Below are 16,495 nucleotides of genomic sequence, written 5' to 3' on the forward strand. Positions count from 1 at the left end.
GGAAGGGCGTGCGAGCGGTTCATGATGGCCTCCCCCGGGGCGAATATCGGTTGCGCGTGGCGATACCGATGCGTGTTCATCTGGGCAGCAATAAAAGAGCGCGGCCCGGGTTCGGGCCGCGCAATCCACCGAGATGAAGGTTTCCCTTCGTTGCATTGCAACCGCTAGGTGCAAATGCGAACGATTCTCATTTTATATAAAAAATGAATTGGCGCAACGATCGTGAGCAGGCGATTAGGTTGTGCACAAACAAAAACGGCCCCCATGCGGGGGCCGTTGGGTCTGCCGGGCGGTTGCCCGCTATTGCCAGCGATAGCTCACCGTGGCGGTGGTTTCGCGACCGTAGCCGTAGTAGCAGAAGTTCGGATTGATACAGGACGAGACGTACTTCTTGTTAAACACGTTCTGCATGTTCAGACCGACCCGCCAGCCGTCGTATTTCGGGTTCAGGCCACCCAGTTCGTAGTGCAGGCTGGCATCGGCGACGGTGTAATCCGGTACTTGGCGTTCATTGGCATTGCTGACCTGCTGTTCACCTACATAACGAACGCCTACGCCGCCGCCGGCGCCTTTCCATGCACCGCTCGGCTGCGTGTAGTCGAGCCACATCGAGGCGGTGTAATCGGGCGTCATCGGATATTCGTTGCCTTGATTGCCGGTTTCGTCGCGGGTGATTTCCGAATCCAGATAGGTGACTGCGGCGGACAGGTCGAGCCCGCTGGCCAGGCTGGCCTTGGCTTCCACTTCCGCGCCCTGGACTTCGACTTCGCCGGTCTGGCTGCGGCTACCGTCAGGCTGGGTCGGTCCGGCGACGTTGGTCTGGGTGAGCTGAAACACCGAGGTCGTGATCAAGGCATTCGTGCCCTTGGGCTGGAACTTGATGCCAGCTTCGTACTGTTCGCCTTCGGTGGGATCGAGAATCGTGGCACTCACGCTATCGGTACTGGGTGCCTGGAAGGACTCCGTGTACGCGACATAGGGCGCAAGTCCGTTGTCGAAGTTGTAGATCGCGCCCACCCGGCCACTGAATGCGCGGTCCTTGCGGGTTTCGCGGTTGGCGCCGAATTCGGTCTGGCTGGTCTGGATGGTGTCGTAGCGTCCGCCGCCGATGAGGGTGAGCTGGCCCAGCTTGACCTGATCCTGAAGATAGAAACCCAGCTGATCTTGGTCGAAATCGTAGAAAGTCCGCGCCGGATCGTCGATTGGCGTGCTGTAATCGGGATTGGCCAGGGACAGGTTACCCGCGCCGCCGAAGCCGCTGGCGCGATCGCCATCGAGGTTCTGATAATCGGTACCAGCCAGGATCGTGTGCTTGAGCACGCCGGTTTCGGCGTGGGCAAGCAACTGGTTGTCGATGGACAGGGTATTCACCGACTCGCGTGAGGCGGCCGTGCCGCGTGCCAGTTCGGTGCCGCCGTTGGTCAGTCCTCGACCGTAGACGCTGCGGTAATCCACCTCAACGTCGGCAAAGCGCAGGTTCTGTCGAAACTGAAGGTTGTCGTTGAACCAGTGCGACAGCTCGTAGCCAAGCAGCGCCTGCTTGCGATCGAAGCTTTCGAAGTTCGTATCGCCGTCGTAGAAGTCGCGATCGAGCTTGCCGCCGTTGGGCAGCGGGACCACCGTACCTTCATAGGGCAGCGCGCCATAGGAGCCGCTTTCGGGGTCCGCGCGATAGCTGGCCAGGAGCGTGAGTTCGGTGGCGTCGGAAATGTCGATGGTCACCGACGGCGCGATCGAGAAATTCTCGCTTTCCACCGTTTCCTGCGGGCCGTTACGCCGGTTGCCGGTCGCAACCACGCGATAGCGCACGTCATCCTGTTCGTCGAGCTTGCCGCCGATATCGAAGCCCAGCCCGACGCGGCTGTCGTTACCGACCTGTACATAGGCTTCGTTGTGCGCTTCTTCGGTCGGGCGCTTGGTGACCAGATTGATTACGCCGCCGGGCGGGGTCTGACCGTAGAGCACCGAGGCCGGGCCCTTGATCACTTCGACGCGTTCGAGCAGGTAAGGATCGATCTGCGGGATAGTGTAGTAGTAGCCGCTGAGCTTGAGCCCGTCGAGATATTGATCGGGCTGGTAGCCGCGCAACCGGATCTGATCGTAGCGGCTGGCGACATTACCGCGGACTTCCGGGACCACACCGCCAACATAGCGCAGCACCGAGCGAATATCGCGTGCCTGTTGCGCTTCGATCTGATCGGCCGAAATCACCGACACCGACTGTGGCGTTTCGACCAGCGGGGTATCGGTTTTGGTCGCGCCCGCGCTGCGTTCGGCGACATAACCCTCGATCGGGGACGTGGGGGACTGAACCGTGCGACTACCTTCGATGCTGATCGTCGACAACGTCTCCGTCTGCGTGCCGGTCGTGTTGTCCTGTGCGAAGGCGATACCGCCGCACAGCAGGCTCGCACCCAAGCCCGGCAGAAAGACACAGTGAATGAGGCGCATGCTACGCGTCGATGAATATCGCAAGACGAATCCCCCGGGAAGTAAGAACATGGACTGTTATTGAGAACGATTCGCAATAATAGTCTTCGGCGTGTCTGCTGTATAGCGTTGCGCTGACGCTCGCGCGTGAAACCGCTACCATCAGCGCCAACGTTTGAGGGAAATCGTGGTGCAGAAAATGCCGAGCTTGTTGTCCGTACGTCCCCGTCGGGGTTGTTATGCCGGGTTTGCCATGGTGGCCGTGGTGGCCCTGATCGTGAGCGGCTGTGGTAGCGACGACGAGAGCACGAGTGGGCCCGACGACACGACATCCAACGCCGAGGCCTCCTCGGGGTTTGTCGATGCCGATACCATTCGTGAGCGTGTGATCGGCAATACCGTGACCGGCACGATGTCGCCCGATAGCGCCTATACGGAATTCTATGCCCCCGACGGCACCATTCACGGGCCGAGCTACGAGGCCCGCTGGACGATCAAGGACGACCAGCTGTGCTTCGACTATGACGAAGCCCTGCAGATCGATTGCTACCGGGTGAAAATCGATGGGCGGTCGCTGGAATGGCATCGCCAGGGCGAGGTCCAGGGCAAGGGCACGCTCGTCGAGGGCAACCCGAACAACTTTTAACGGCGCCGCCGACAGCCGGCGGCACGCGTGCGCCCGATGGCGCCGACAAGGTCAAATATGACGGATATGGATAGCGCGCCCGAGGCGCAGACCGGCGGGCCGCGGCGCGTGGTCATGCGCGGCGAACACAAATACACGCTGCTGGGTACGGCCCATGTCTCGCGCGCCAGTGCCGAAGAGGTGCAGCACGAAATCGAGTCGCAGCGCTACGACACGGTGGCGATCGAACTCTGCGACGCGCGCCATGCCGCGCTTACGCGCGCCGGCGAGCTCGAACAGATGGATCTGTTTCAGGTGCTGCGCCAGGGCAAGGCCGGCATGGTCGCCGCGAACCTGGCGCTGGGCGCCTACCAGCAACGCCTGGCCGATCAGTTCGGTATCGAGCCGGGGGCCGAGATGCGGGCCGCCATTACCAGCTGCGAGGCTGCGGGTCTGCCGATCGTGCTGGTCGATCGCAATATCGGCGTCACCCTCAAACGTGTATATCGACGTATTCCCTGGTGGCAGCGCATGAGCACGCTCGGGGCGTTGTTCGCCAGCCTGCTGTCGCGCGAAAAGATCGAGGAATCGGATATAGAGCGCCTCAAGGAAGGCGACATGCTCGAATCCACCTTCAACGAGTTCGCGGCCGAATCCGCGACCATGCACGAAACGCTCATCGACGAGCGTGACCGCTACATGGCAGCGCAACTGCTCAAGCAAACCCCCACCCAACATACGCTGGTGGTGGTCGGTGCCGGCCATCTGAAAGGTCTGGCCCGCTATCTGGAAGCGGGCATGGACGATCCGGGCGCCACCGTGGCGGAACTCGATCGCGTGCCACCCGGCGCGCGCTGGGTGAAATGGATTCCGTGGGTCGTGGTCGCCCTGGTTTTCATTGGCTTTGCGATCGGGTTTTCGCGCAGTGCCGGGCTCGGCCAGCAGATGGTCATCGAATGGGTCGTGATCAACGGCGCGCTGTCGGCCGTGGGGGCGGCGCTGGCGCTTGCGCATCCATTGACCGTGGTCACGGCATTCATCGCCGCACCGCTGACCTCGCTCAACCCGACCATCGGGGCCGGCATGGTTACCGCCGCGGCCGAGTTGTGGCTGCGTAAACCGCGTGTGGGTGATTTCTCCACGTTGAAAAGCGATGTCACCAAGGCCACGGGCTGGTGGAAGAACCGCGTATCGCGCACATTGCTGGTATTCGTGTTCTCCACCATCGGCTCTGCTGCAGGCACCTATATCGCCGGTTTTCGGATTGTCGGGCAGTTGTTCGGCGGCGGTTGAATCGGCTACGGAGCCGGCGCTGCGGCGCTTGGCCCGGGCCGCCGGGCGCAGGTTGGTTTAGGTCGAAGGCCGTAAGCCAACAAGAACTGCCGAGGGGGCGCAGCCGCAGGGCGCGGCGCGGCTTGTTGGGTGCCGTGTTCCATGTTGGATTACGCTTCGCTAATCCAACCTACGCTCGGTATTTGCCGGTGGGCGGATGATCGAATGACGAGCCATCATTTGCGCTTTTCGCGTTCATGGGCGGACTTGAAAGCGAGCCTGCGCGTTCAATAGACGATCCGCATCGGCAGATCTTCGCTGTCGTACTCAGGTGCCTCGGGCAGGGTCACGGCTTCTTCGTTGGCGATGCGTTCGGCGGTGAACAGGCAGGCGAAGGCATCGGCGATATCGTCGTCGTCGACCTGCTGGCGGGACACCAGCGTGCGTGCATTGGCAAATGCGTCGCGCCCGAAATGAGCCGCGATGAGTTCGCGCCGCCGGGCATGGCCGGTGGCACTGCGCTTGGGGTCGGCCAGTGCTTCGCCGGCGTTCATCGCCGCGAAGCTGACTTCGGGGTGGGTTTCGTAGAGCCGCGCCTGCCAGTAGGCCGACCGGCGTAGCAGGTCGTCGAGTTCGCGAATCTTGGGCAGCAGGTTGTAGGTCTGGGCCGATAGCCGTTTGCCGCAATACTGGGCATTGATGGCGCTGGCTTCGCTATGATCGCGCCCGAGCAAGGCCGCCCGTACCGGCGTGGGAAACACGCTGTTGGCGCGCCGGCCAGCCAGCAGTTCGCGCGCGGCATGATCGCAGGCACGGGTCTGTTGTTCGTCCGCCAGGCCGATGGGCATGTCGATAGCGACCACTGCCGGGGCGAGGCGGTTGAGCAGCGTGGACAGATCGCGATCAACGAAAGCGCCTTCGTGGGAGACTGCGACCCAGCCGCCGGGACAGCCATCGATGCCGATACATTCGCGCAGCCGACGCTGGTTGCGCCGGTAATCGGCCAGCGGGGTGGCGAACGACAGGGTATAGCCGTCCGGATCGCGGATATGAAAATAGCGTTCGTCCCAGGGCGCGTCCGCGGGGGCGAAATCCGGCGTCAGGCCGGCTGCGAGGGCGCGGGCATGCTGGGCATCGACATCGTCGACATGGAAGATGGTGAGTCCGCCGCCCGGACGTGCCTTCTCGCCCGCGCTGAGGTTGAGGAAACTCTCGCCGGCAAAAAAGCTGGAAAAACCGGCGTCCTCGCCGCCGAATTTCAGCTCGAACCCCAGGCCTTTGTAAAACGCGCAGCTGCGTGCCATGTCCGTCACGAAAAGCGTGACGGCACTGATGTGACGTATCGACATGGCGCGATCTTGCGACGGTGTTTCGCTGGAGGCAAGCACTGTGTGCTCGTTGGGCTCGGGCGCGCGCAATCGACGGCCGGTGGTATCGTCTGTCATGTTCAGCCAAACCACAGGAGTTGGGTGTCATGGCGCAAATGAAAGTGGCCCAGATCAACAGCGCGGGCGGCGATTTTGAACTGGTCGATCGGCATATTCCGGAGCCGGGGCCGGATCAGGTTCGGGTCAAGGTCGAGGCCTGCGGCATCTGTCATTCCGATGCCTTCGTCAAGGACGGCGGCTTTCCCGGGCTCGACTATCCGCGCGTGCCCGGCCACGAAGTCGCCGGGGTGATCGATGCGGTCGGCGACGATGTCGATCACTGGCAGGCCGGCCAGCGCGTGGGTGTGGGCTGGCACGGCGGGCATTGCTTTGCCTGCGATTCCTGCCGGCGCGGCGATTTCGTGACCTGTGCCAATCAGCAGATCTGTGGCATTTCCTACGACGGCGGCTACGGCGAATACATGCTCGCGCCGGCCGAAGCGCTGGTGGCCATTCCCGACGAGTTAACGTCGGTCGCGGCCGCGCCGCTTCTGTGTGCAGGCGTGACCACCTACAACGCGTTGCGTAATTCCGGTGCGCAGCCGGGCGATGTGGTGGCCGTGCTCGGTGTCGGCGGGCTGGGCCATCTGGCCGTGCAGTATGCGTATGCGATGGGCTTTCATACCGTGGCCCTGTCGCGCGGTACCGACAAGAAGGAACTGGCGCTGGATCTCGGCGCCGATACCTATATCGATACCGAAGCACAGGACGCCGCCGAGGCGTTACAGGCGCTTGGCGGCGCGCGCGTGATTCTGGCCACCGCGCCGAACCCCAAGCTGATGAGTTCCGTCATCGACGGCCTCGGTGTGAATGGCCAGTTGCTGGTGGTCGGCGCGTCGCCGGAGCCGATCGAGGTATCGCCGTTTCAACTGCTCATGGCGCGGCGCAGTGTGGCCGGGCATCCGAGCGGCGCGCCGCAGGATTCCCAGGACACGCTCGGCTTTTCGGCGCTGCGCGATATCGAAACCCGAATCGAGACCTATCCGTTGGCCGACGTCAATGAAGCCTATGCCCGCATGATCAACAACGAAGCCCGCTTTCGGGTGGTGTTGACGATGAACTGAATGGGCCGAGTTCGGGGCGCGGTGTAGCGGCCGTGCCCCGAATATCAGCGGCGTGCGATTGCGATGGACGGTCTGGCGACGCGGCGCTTCGGTATGTATGAAACGCAGCAGGCTGTTCTCAAGCAGGTTGTCCGCAAATGAACGCGAAGACACGCGAATAAGGCAAACAACGGATCGCTCGAAGGCCGGGTGACTTGATGTGTACACCGCACGCTAGAGGCAGTCCGCAAATGCAGCACGATGTATGCGGAGCTCGATAAACGACCGCGTCGGCTTCGTTCCTCAAGCAGAACCACAGATTTCGCAGATTACGCAGATGAAGAAGCGCTTGGTACAGGCGCCACACGACAGCGAACGACCGCAGCTTCTTGGTCTTTGATCTGCGGACCTTTGCTTACTGCTAATCCCACCAACGCCGCGGCTCAAATGAAGCCTGTTGCCCGCTACGGCCTAATCAATGCATCTGCGTAATCGGCGTAATCTGTGGATGACAGAGGGGGCCGTTCTCGAGCAAGCAGATTGTTCGCGAATGAACGCGAAGACACGCGAACAAGGCAGAACATCGCCTGCTCGAAGCCCGGGACTGATACCCGCGCCCCGTGCTGAACTTTGTACAAGAATCAGGCCGCGGCTTGCTCGCGCAGTTCGATCTTGCGGCCATCGGGATCGCGCACGATATAAATCCGTGTGCCGTCGAATTCGCGTGTGGTGGTTTCCGGTGCCTGCGCTAGCGATTGCGGTATGTGTTTTACCCCGAAGCCCAGGCGCGTGTTGTCGACTGCTTCGTTTGCCGAGGCGGGATAGAGTTCGAAAACGAAACCGTCTTGCACAGCGGCGTAATGCCGCGGCCCGGTGCCGTGTTTTTCCGCGACGAAGCGAAAGCCGAGGCTTTCGTAGAACTGACGGCTCGTTTCCAGTTCCTGGCAGCGCAATACCAATAGGTCGAGCTTCACGGGACGCGTACGACTAGAACAGCGACTGCTGTGGATCGGGCCGGCGTGCGCCAAAGCGCCCGAATTGTTCGCAGGCACGCGCCAGATGATTGGCGATGCTCGACAGGGCCGTGATATCGGCGAAATCGAGATCGGCGATCAGGCTGCGTACACGCTCGCGCTCGTTATCGGAGGCCGCCTGAAGCAGGGTGGTGAGCAGTGCCTGATCGACAGGCTCGAAGCGCTCCGGATATTTCCAGGCCACGAGTTCGGCCGGCCGATCGAGTTGGGCGGCAAACGCCTGATCGTGCAGCAGATGCGCCGCGGTTTGCAGATCCGCGCCGTGGCCGGCGACATGCTGGCGCCGCGCGAACTCGTGACAGGCCTCGGCATCCACGCTCGCCATGCCGGCCAACAGGGTATTCATCGAGGTGTCGTCGCTATAGGCCATGGGCACGCCGGCTGTGAATGAGAGCGCGCATCATCCGGACACGGGGGCGCCAGTGCAAGACCTGGGAGCGCTCCGGCGCGTCCGACGCTTGAAAATCGGCTTTACGGGCCACACTCAAGGCTATCAAGGCGATAGTTTGTCGGGTCATCGCCGCCCAACAACCGTTTCACAACCACCGAATACCGCCATGAGCGAAAACCAGAACACCGAAACCCGTGGCTTTCAGGCCGAGGTCAAGCAGCTGCTTCAGCTGATGATCCATTCGATGTATTCGAACAAGGAGGTCTTTGCCCGCGAGCTGATCTCCAACGCCTCGGACGCGCTGGATACGCTGCGCTTCGAGGGCCTGAAGAACGATGCCCTGTTCGAAAACGATCCCGAACTCAAGATCTGGATCGACTACGACAAGGACGCGCGCACCGTGACCATCGGTGACAGCGGCATCGGCATGACCCGCGAGCAGGTCATCGACCGGATCGGCACCATTGCCAAGTCCGGTACGCGTGCCTTTCTCGATTCGCTGTCCGGCGACGAGAAGAAGGATGCCCATCTGATCGGCCAGTTCGGTGTCGGTTTCTATTCCGCGTTCATCGTTGCCGACAAGGTGGTGGTGGATACGCGCCACGGCGGCGATTCCGAAGGCGTGCGCTGGACGTCGGACGGCGGCGGCGAATACACCCTGGAAACCGTCGCCAAGGAAAAACGTGGCACCGAAGTCACGCTGCATCTGCGCGAAGGCGAGGACGAGTTCCTCGACGACTGGCGCCTGCGCCATCTCGTGCGCACCTATTCGGACCATATCGCCTTCCCGATCATGATGCGCGAGCAGCTGTCCGAGGAAGACGAGAAGGAGGGTAAGGAAGCCGGCTGGGAACAGATCAACCGTGGCGCGCCGCTATGGACCCAGCCCAAGTCCGAGATCTCGGCCGAGGACTATGCCGAGTTCTACAAGCACGCCTGCCACGACTACGAAGACCCGCTGACCTGGACCCACAACAAGGTCGAAGGCAGCCAGGAATATACGAACCTGCTCTATATTCCCAAGCGCGCGCCCTATGACCTGTTCGATCCGAACGGCAAGGCCCACGGCGTAAAGCTGTACGTGCAGCGCGTGTTCATCATGGACGATGCCGAGAAACTCATGCCGCGCTATATGCGCTTCGTGAAGGGCATCATCGATTCCAATGACCTGCCGCTCAACGTCTCGCGCGAAATCCTGCAGTCCAACAAGCTGCTGGACAAGATTCGCGCCGGTTCGGTGAAGAAGGTGCTCGGCCTGCTCGAGTCCATGGCCAAGGACGACGAAGAACCCGAGAAGTACAAGACCTTCTGGAACGAATTCGGCCAGGTGCTCAAGGAAGGCATCGTCGAAGACCACGAAAATCAGGCCAAGATCGCCAAGCTGCTGCGTTTCAAGACCACCAAGAACGAAAGCGCGGACCCGGGCGTATCGCTGGACGAGTACATCGCCCGCATGGCCGAAGGCCAGGACAAGATCTACTACATCACCGCGGATACGCTGGCCGAGGCCAAGCACAGCCCGCATCTCGAAATCTTCAAGAAGAAGGATATCGAGGTGTTGCTGCTCACCGACCGCGTCGATGAGTGGGTCATGGCCCATATGACCGAATACGAAGGCAAGACCTTCCAGTCGGTTGCCAAGGGCGCGCTCGATCTCGGCGATGCCGAAACCGAGGAAGAAAAAGCCGAGCAGGCCAAGCTCGAGGAAGAGTCCAAGGATCTGGTCGAGCGCGTCAAGAAAGCCCTTGGCGAGCGGGTCAACGAAGTGCGCGTGACCCATCGGCTGACCGATTCGCCCGCCTGTCTGGTGGCTGACGAGCACGGTATTTCCGCGCATCTGGAGCGCATCCTCAAGGAAGCGGGCCAGGAGATGCCGAACACCGCGCCGCATCTGGAAATCAACCCCACGCACCCGTTGGTCGAAAAGCTGGCCGGCGAACAGGGCGAAGAGGAATTCGACGCCTTTTCGCAGCTGCTGTTCGAACAGGCCGTACTCGCCGAAGGCGGCGAGCTGGACGATCCGGCCACCTTCGTGCGCCGCATGAACCAGATGCTGCTGGCGGTTTCCCAGGGAAGCGCTGCATAACATCTCGCGGCGCGAGTTCGCCCTGAAAAGACTTTCAAGGGCAAATGCGTTGCGATAAGGCGTCCAAGCGCAACGCCTGCCTTATTGGCAGGTCAAGCTCGGCAACGCAGTCGTGACCCGGGCGCGTCGCGGTGCGTTTCACGCCCGCCCCGGCGCTCGATCGTCAACTTTCGTCGAGGCCCGCCCTGTGCGGGCCTCGCTCGTTGCGCCGGTTGCAGGCATAGTGATTGTCAGATGCACGCGGTGGGGGCGGGCAACGACGAGGTCAAACATGAAACGACATTCCTGGACTTATGCAGCACTCGGCCTGTGGGCCCTGTGCATCGCCCCCCTGGCTGCGGCGCAGAGCGTGGCCATCGGCGGTACCACCCTCGAACTGGGCGCCTCGCGTGCGGATACGCTCGCTATCGCCAATGCGCATTTCAATATCGTGCCGGCCCAGGTCGACGGTCAGTACATGCTCTTTCCCAAACAGGGCCCGGTGATCGTCGGCCGCGATACCTACGGCAAACCCGTGGGTACGCTCACCATTCGCGACAACCGACTCACCCGTATCAGCCGTAACCTCGGCTCGTTTCGTAGTGAAGACGGCGAACAGGCCATCGAACGTCTGATCGCAGCCTTTTCGCGTGCGCCCAATGGCGGCGATACGCCTGCGGTACGCACGGACACCGGCGTCAGCGGCGATGCCAGCACCTCGCGCGTGTATTTCAGTTATCCGGACCGGGCCATTCAGATCGTGCTGTTTCGCCCCAACAACCGTCCCGGGCTGGCCACGATCGATATCACCGAGCAGTATGCGCTACGCCCCGGCCCGAGCGGCAATACCGACAAGCAGCGCTAGGGCTGGCGCTCGTCAGCGCCCCGCCAAATGGCCGAGCGCGGCCCGGCCCAACAGAACACGGAGCATGCATGTCGCGAACTGACACGGTACACAATCAATGATGGTCTGGCTCGTCGCATTCGCGGTTGTGCTGGTCGTCGCGCTGGCCGCCTATGCCGGCTGGCTGTGGTGGCGCGTGTTCAACCAGAAAAAAGAGCGCGAAACCCACAACGCCGCCGTCCTCGCCGAAACCGAGGCCGATCTGGAACACAGCATGGCCATCATTGCCGATAGCCTGCTCACCGGCGAACTCAACCTTTCGGAAGGCGCCATCCGGCTCAAGGTATTGCTCGATCACTACCATGCGCCGGGTGGGGCCCAGGCCGACTACCCGGCGATTTACAGCCTGTTCCTGTCGACCTGCACCATGCCGCGCGGCGCCGAACGCGATGCCTGGCCGCGCGCCGAAATCCGGCGTCTGGATCGGGAACGGGAAATGCTCGAAGTCGCCGCCAAGGACGCCGTGCTCGACGAAGCCGCGCTGCTGCGTGAACGCTTCGGGGTGCCCAGCGGCCGCGAAGGGCTGGCTTCGGCACGGCCGATGGATGCTGCTTGACGCGTTGCCTTGCAGCCGAGCAAGGACGTAGGTTGGATTAGCGAAGCGTAATCCAACAAAGAACGCAGCCCTTGTTGTGCATTTCGCCCTACAGATTTGAACCAGCAACGGTGGCAATCACCCGTTGGCTTACGGCCTGCGGCCTAAGCCAACCTACGCGACTTATTCCGACGCGGTGACGGCATCCCGAGATTCGTGTTCGCACACCGGGGCGCTATCGCCGATCGTGGCACAGCCAATCCCACGCGGATCGGAGGCCGCATCCATCGTGTTTTCTGCCTTGTTCCAGATCACGGCGTGCATATCGCCGTAGTGGCGATCCACGTTCTCGAACTTGTGGCCGAGTTTTTTCAGCCCGGCCAGCGTTTGTGCCGACAGCGCACCGGGTTCGTATTCGACGTGGTCGGGTAGATACTGGTGGTGATAGCGAGGCTTGCCGACCACGCTGGCCGCATCGCCGCCGTGGGTGAAGTCGAGCACGCCGAGCAGGACCATGCTGATGATGCGACTGCCGCCCGGCGTGCCGAGCGCGATCTCGCGATCGTCGCCGACGACGAAGGTAGGCGTCATGCTCGACAACGGGCGCTTGCCGGGGGCAATGGCGTTGGCTTCGCTGCCGACCAGGCCATAGCCATTGGGCGTGAGCGGTTTGGCCGAGAAGTCGTCCATTTCGTCGTTGAGGAACACGCCGGTACCGGCCGCGACCAGGCCCGAGCCGAACGGGAAATTCACCGACAACGTGGCCGCCACGCGATTGCCCTGGGCATCGATGACGGAAAAATGCGTGGTGTGATGGCCATTGGCATGGTCGGCCGTGACGCTGGCGAGTTCGTCGCTGGGCGTGGCGCGATCCATGCGCATGCCCACGCGCAGTCCGGCCGCGTAGTTTTTGTCGGTCAGCCGGTCGATAGGCATATCGACGAAGTCGGGGTCGCCCAGATAGACCGCGCGATCGCGATAGGCACGGCGCATGGCCTCGATGGTCACATGCCGGCGTTCGACGTCGTCGAGCGCGCCCCAATCGAACCCTTCGAGGATGTTGAGTGCTTCCACCAGCACCGGCCCGCCAGAGGACGGCGGTGCGGCCGAGATGATCTGATATTCGCCGTCGGGCGTGCGATAGGTGCCACGAATCGGCTCGCGCTCGACGACGTCGTAGTCGGCCAGGTCCTGGCGGGTCCAGATACCGCCGGCGCTACGCACGGCCTCGACCAGCTGGCGGGCGATATCGCCCTTGTAGAAGCCGTCGCGGCCCTGGGCAGCGATGGCTTCCAGCGTACGGGCCAGTTCCGGTTGTTTGAACAGTGTGCCGGCCGGCAGCGGTTCGCCGTCGTCATCGAGCAGCAGGGCGGCACTGGCCGGATAACGAGCGAGCACGTCCTTGCGGTATTGCGCCAGCGCGTGCATGTGATCGTTGATTTCGAAGCCGTTGCGGGCCAAGCGAATCGCGGGCGCGAGGGTGGTGGCCAGATCGAGCTTGCCGTAGCGCGCGGCGATATGCGCCAGCGCCGCCGGTTCGCCCGGAATGCCGGCCGCGAGCGCGCCGTTGCGCGAGCGTTCCTGTACGAAGTTACCTTCGTCATCGAGATACATGTCGCGGGTCGCAGCACCCGGCGCTTCTTCGCGGCCGTCGATCATGACGTCGCGCTTGTTCTGGGCGTCGTGCAGCAGCCAGAAGCCGCCCCCGCCCAGGCCCGAACCCTGCGGTTCGACCACGGCCAGCGCCGCGCTGACGGCGACTGCTGCATCGAAGGCGTTGCCGCCGGCTTCGAGTATCTGCATGCCGGCCGCGGTCGCGGCGGGATGCGCGCTGGCCACCGCTGGCGCGGGCGGTGTGTCGTTGCCCGCCAATGCGGCTGAAAATGGCAGGCATGAAACAAGCGCCACGCAGGCGATCAGGCGAAGCCGAACAGGCATGGACATTACCGAAAAAACGAAAGGCGGATCATCACGATACCGCCTGTGATCGTCAGGCTCTAGCCTGTGGTTCAGCCGGCGGTCTTTTCGTGGAGCTTGTCGGCGACGAGGCTGGGGACCAGGCCGCTGATGCGCCCATCGAGAAACGCGATCTCGCGCACCAGCGTGGACGAGATATGGGCATATTCGGGCGAGGGCGCCAGAAATATCGTATCCACCTGCGGGGCGAGGTGGCGGTTCATTACCGCCATCTGTTTTTCGTATTCGTAATCGCCCACGCCGCGTACGCCGCGTACGAGCACGCTCACGCCATGCTTGCGGGCGAAATCGACCACCAGCCCGCTCACCGGCATGACGGTGACGTTGTCGACATCGGCCAAGACCTGCTTGGCCAGCTCGACACGTTCCTGATGATCGAAGATCGATTTCTTGCTGGCATTGCTGGCCACGGCCACGATCAACTCGTTGAACATGCCCGCAGCACGGCGGATCACATCAGCATGGCCGTTGGTGATGGGGTCGAATGTGCCGGTATAGGCGGCACGAATACGGGGGGCATTACTCATGCGACACACATGCAGGTGTTGTCGTTGGCCCAGTGCTGTTCTGCTGACCGCACGTGAAGTCTCCTCAGGCGTTTTTCGCGCGCGTGCGGCTGCACGCTGCGCGAGCATGTATTACGAGATCGAAGATGCGCCATCATCTTCGCTGGCGGCGCGCGGCTGTGCAAGGCAATAACCCACCTGGCCGGCACGCTTTTGCCGCAACACATGCGCCCGATCGGCCAGCATGGCCAGAATTTCGTCGCCTTGGGCGGCCGGGTATTCGAGATAGATACGCGCGTTGGGGCGTAGTTGTGCGATCACGGCTGCCAGTGCGCCTGCGTGCAGCTGCGCGGCAAAAGGCGGGTCGATGAATACGATATCCGGGGCCGGCGCGGTAAGCGTAAGCGCCAATGCATCGGCCTGAACGAGCGTGGCGCGCTCGCCGGCCGCGAGGGTTTCCAGTGTCGTGCGCAACGCCGTGATGGCCTGCCGATCGCGATCGACAAACTGCACATGCGCCGCGCCGCGCGATAACGCTTCCAGACCCAGCGCGCCGGTGCCGGCGAACAGATCGACACAGCGGGCGCCCTCGATCCGCGGGGCCAGCCAGTTGAACAGCGTTTCGCGCACGCGATCCGGCGTCGGGCGCAGCCCGTCGGCCACCGCGACCGGCAGGCGCCGGCCACGCCACTGCCCGCCGATGATGCGTACGGTGGTGCTCGCAGGGGCAGCGCCCGGGCGCCGCTGGCGTGCTCGACGCGCCATGCTCAGACGCGATTCGGCGTGGTGCTCATCCCTGCTGGGTGCCGCCCACGGTAATCGCATCCACCTTGAGCGTGGGCTGGCCCACGCCCACCGGTACGCTCTGGCCGTTCTTGCCGCATACGCCGATGCCTTCATCCAGGGCCAGATCGTTGCCGACCATGGAAATACGCTCGAGCACGTCGGGCCCGTTGCCGATCAGCGTGGCGCCCTTGATCGGCGCGCCGATCTTTCCGTTTTCGATGCGATAGGCCTCGTCGGCCGAAAACACGAAATTGCCCGACGTGATATCCACCGAGCCGCCCGAGAAGTTCACCGCGTAGATGCCGTTGTCGACCGAGGCGATGATATCGCCCGGCTGGCTGTCGCCGGCGCGCATATAGGTATTGGTCATGCGCGGCATGATCGTATGCGCATAGGACTCGCGGCGCGCGTTTCCGGTGGGCTTCATGCCCATCAGCCGTGCGTTGTGCTTGTCCTGCATGTAACCCACGAGACGCCCGTTTTCGATGAGCGTGTTACACGCCGCGGGGCTGCCTTCGTCGTCGATGGCCAGCGAGCCGCGGCGCCCGTCGAGCGTGCCGTCGTCGACGATGGTGCACAGATCGGAGGCGACTTTCTCGCCGATCCGGTTGGAATAATTCGACGACCCGCGGCGATTGAAATCGCCTTCCAGGCCGTGGCCGACGGCTTCGTGTAGCAACACGCCCGGCCAGCCGGCGCCGAGCACCACGGGCAGGCTGCCCGCCGGCGCGGCTTCGGCATGCAGACGCACGAGCGCGCGGCGCACGGCCTCGCGGGCATAGCCGGCCACGCGATCGGCGGCATCGCCGCTGGCCACGCCGAAGTAGTCGTAGCCCATGCGGGCGCCGCCGCCGGCACTGGCGGATTCGCGTACGCCGTTTTCCTCGACCTGGACCGACACGTTCACCCGTACCAGCGGGCGGACGTCGCCGGCCAGCGTGCCGTCGGAGGCAGCGACCAGCATCGTATCCGAGGAGCCGGCCAGCGATACCGTTACCCGCACCACGCGATCATCCGCGTCGCGGGCGATCTTGTCGGCGTGATGCAGCAGCGCGACCTTGGCGTCGGCGTCGAGCGTGGCGGCCGGGTCGATCGGCGCATAGCGGCCTAGCGCGCCGCTATCGCGACGGGTGAGCGTATTCACGCTCGCGCTCTTGCCGTCGCGGGCGATGGCAGCGGCGACCTTCGATGCCTCGGCCAACGCCGGAAAAGCGAGTTCGTCGGCATAGGCGAAACCGGTCTGTTCGCCGGCCAGCGCGCGTACCCCCACGCCCTGAGACGTGGAGGCACCGGCGCTGCGCACCACGCCGTCCTCGAGCAGCCACGATTCGTTCTTGAGAATCTGGAAATACAGATCGGCATAGTCCACGCCCGGCACCATCAGCGCGCCGAGCGCGGATTGCAGCTGGCCGGCGTCGATGCCGGCCCGGCCGAGCAGGGTGTCGGAAGCGATATCGATAGCGTTTTTCATGCCGACACATTAACACCGCCGGGCCGCCC

General features: G+C 63.1%; 14 protein-coding genes. 6 read left to right on the forward strand and 8 right to left on the reverse strand.

The window, feature by feature from the left end; genetic code table 11:
• Nucleotides 1-300 precede the first annotated feature (300 nt).
• The gene (locus tag T5B8_RS03475) at nucleotides 301-2,475 is read right to left on the reverse strand and encodes a TonB-dependent siderophore receptor (protein ID WP_353176262.1); all 2,175 of its coding nucleotides are present in this window, start codon (nucleotides 2,473-2,475) and stop codon (nucleotides 301-303) included.
• A 142-nt stretch (nucleotides 2,476-2,617) separates the two neighbouring features.
• Between T5B8_RS03475 and T5B8_RS03480 the strand changes: the two genes are divergently transcribed.
• Together T5B8_RS03480 and T5B8_RS03485 are read left to right on the forward strand one after the other, a co-directional pair.
• Complete coding sequence (locus T5B8_RS03480) at nucleotides 2,618-3,076, forward strand: hypothetical protein (RefSeq protein ID WP_353176263.1); 459 nt, start codon at nucleotides 2,618-2,620, stop codon at nucleotides 3,074-3,076.
• Nucleotides 3,077-3,133: 57 nt separating this feature from the next.
• On the forward strand, nucleotides 3,134-4,348 hold the full coding sequence (locus T5B8_RS03485; protein ID WP_353176265.1) for a TraB/GumN family protein: 1,215 nt from the start codon (nucleotides 3,134-3,136) through the stop codon (nucleotides 4,346-4,348).
• 266 nt (nucleotides 4,349-4,614) lie between these two features.
• On the opposite strand, the gene T5B8_RS03490 is transcribed toward T5B8_RS03485, so the two are convergent.
• Nucleotides 4,615-5,676, reverse strand: coding sequence for a DUF429 domain-containing protein (locus T5B8_RS03490; protein ID WP_353176266.1), 1,062 nt, complete (start codon nucleotides 5,674-5,676; stop codon nucleotides 4,615-4,617).
• A gap of 125 nt (nucleotides 5,677-5,801) precedes the next feature.
• Here T5B8_RS03490 and T5B8_RS03495 point away from each other — a divergent pair, with 125 nt between their 5' ends.
• Nucleotides 5,802-6,818, forward strand: a complete 1,017-nt coding sequence (locus tag T5B8_RS03495; protein WP_353176268.1) for an alcohol dehydrogenase — start codon at nucleotides 5,802-5,804, stop codon at nucleotides 6,816-6,818.
• A 620-nt stretch (nucleotides 6,819-7,438) separates the two neighbouring features.
• Here the strand turns inward: T5B8_RS03495 and T5B8_RS03500 are convergent.
• Together T5B8_RS03500 and T5B8_RS03505 are read right to left on the reverse strand one after the other, a co-directional pair.
• The gene (locus tag T5B8_RS03500; RefSeq protein WP_353176270.1) at nucleotides 7,439-7,771 is read right to left on the reverse strand and encodes a VOC family protein; all 333 of its coding nucleotides are present in this window, start codon (nucleotides 7,769-7,771) and stop codon (nucleotides 7,439-7,441) included.
• A gap of 13 nt (nucleotides 7,772-7,784) precedes the next feature.
• Nucleotides 7,785-8,201 (reverse strand): hypothetical protein, encoded by a 417-nt coding sequence (locus tag T5B8_RS03505; RefSeq protein ID WP_353176271.1) that lies wholly within the window; start codon nucleotides 8,199-8,201, stop codon nucleotides 7,785-7,787.
• A 187-nt stretch (nucleotides 8,202-8,388) separates the two neighbouring features.
• On the opposite strand from T5B8_RS03505, the gene htpG reads away from it, so the two are divergent.
• The 3 genes from htpG (at nucleotide 8,389) to T5B8_RS03520 (ending at nucleotide 11,747) form a co-directional block, all read left to right on the forward strand.
• A complete protein-coding gene (htpG, locus tag T5B8_RS03510) occupies nucleotides 8,389-10,308 on the forward strand; it encodes a molecular chaperone HtpG (RefSeq protein WP_353176273.1) in 1,920 nt (639 codons plus the stop codon).
• Between the two features lie 271 nt (nucleotides 10,309-10,579).
• Nucleotides 10,580-11,152: a hypothetical protein gene (locus tag T5B8_RS03515; protein WP_353176275.1), complete on the forward strand. Its 573-nt coding sequence runs from the start codon at nucleotides 10,580-10,582 to the stop codon at nucleotides 11,150-11,152.
• 100 nt (nucleotides 11,153-11,252) lie between these two features.
• Nucleotides 11,253-11,747 carry a DUF2489 domain-containing protein gene (locus T5B8_RS03520; RefSeq protein ID WP_353176277.1) on the forward strand — a complete coding sequence of 165 codons (495 nt, stop codon included), beginning with the start codon at nucleotides 11,253-11,255 and terminating at the stop codon, nucleotides 11,745-11,747.
• Between the two features lie 162 nt (nucleotides 11,748-11,909).
• Here the strand turns inward: T5B8_RS03520 and ggt are convergent, their stop codons facing one another.
• The 4 genes from ggt to tldD form a co-directional block, all read right to left on the reverse strand.
• The gene (gene ggt, locus T5B8_RS03525) at nucleotides 11,910-13,670 is read right to left on the reverse strand and encodes a gamma-glutamyltransferase (RefSeq protein ID WP_353176279.1); all 1,761 of its coding nucleotides are present in this window, start codon (nucleotides 13,668-13,670) and stop codon (nucleotides 11,910-11,912) included.
• Between the two features lie 65 nt (nucleotides 13,671-13,735).
• Entirely contained in the window at nucleotides 13,736-14,230 is a 495-nt protein-coding gene (coaD, locus tag T5B8_RS03530) for a pantetheine-phosphate adenylyltransferase (protein ID WP_353176280.1), read from the reverse strand.
• A 111-nt stretch (nucleotides 14,231-14,341) separates the two neighbouring features.
• A complete protein-coding gene (rsmD, locus tag T5B8_RS03535) occupies nucleotides 14,342-14,974 on the reverse strand; it encodes a 16S rRNA (guanine(966)-N(2))-methyltransferase RsmD (protein ID WP_353176281.1) in 633 nt (210 codons plus the stop codon).
• Between the two features lie 25 nt (nucleotides 14,975-14,999).
• A complete protein-coding gene (gene tldD, locus T5B8_RS03540) occupies nucleotides 15,000-16,466 on the reverse strand; it encodes a metalloprotease TldD (RefSeq protein WP_353176283.1) in 1,467 nt (488 codons plus the stop codon).
• Between the last annotated feature and the right edge of the window lie 29 nt (nucleotides 16,467-16,495).

Source organism: Salinisphaera sp. T5B8, from assembly GCF_040361255.1.
Lineage (GTDB): Bacteria > Pseudomonadota > Gammaproteobacteria > Nevskiales > Salinisphaeraceae > Salinisphaera.

Bases quoted from the DNA above. Each gene is read 5' to 3' on its own strand.
- htpG (WP_353176273.1), top strand. From the start codon at position 8,389: ATGAGCGAAAACCAGAACACCGAAACCCGTGGCTTTCAGGCCGAGGTC.
- T5B8_RS03495 (WP_353176268.1), top strand. From the start codon at position 5,802: ATGGCGCAAATGAAAGTGGCCCAGATCAACAGCGCGGGCGGCGATTTT.
- T5B8_RS03485 (WP_353176265.1), top strand. From the start codon at position 3,134: ATGACGGATATGGATAGCGCGCCCGAGGCGCAGACCGGCGGGCCGCGG.
- T5B8_RS03515 (WP_353176275.1), top strand. From the start codon at position 10,580: ATGAAACGACATTCCTGGACTTATGCAGCACTCGGCCTGTGGGCCCTG.
- coaD (WP_353176280.1), bottom strand. From the start codon at position 14,230: ATGAGTAATGCCCCCCGTATTCGTGCCGCCTATACCGGCACATTCGAC.
- T5B8_RS03505 (WP_353176271.1), bottom strand. From the start codon at position 8,201: ATGGCCTATAGCGACGACACCTCGATGAATACCCTGTTGGCCGGCATG.
- T5B8_RS03520 (WP_353176277.1), top strand. From the start codon at position 11,253: ATGGTCTGGCTCGTCGCATTCGCGGTTGTGCTGGTCGTCGCGCTGGCC.
- T5B8_RS03490 (WP_353176266.1), bottom strand. From the start codon at position 5,676: ATGTCGATACGTCACATCAGTGCCGTCACGCTTTTCGTGACGGACATG.
- rsmD (WP_353176281.1), bottom strand. From the start codon at position 14,974: ATGGCGCGTCGAGCACGCCAGCGGCGCCCGGGCGCTGCCCCTGCGAGC.
- tldD (WP_353176283.1), bottom strand. From the start codon at position 16,466: ATGAAAAACGCTATCGATATCGCTTCCGACACCCTGCTCGGCCGGGCC.
- ggt (WP_353176279.1), bottom strand. From the start codon at position 13,670: ATGTCCATGCCTGTTCGGCTTCGCCTGATCGCCTGCGTGGCGCTTGTT.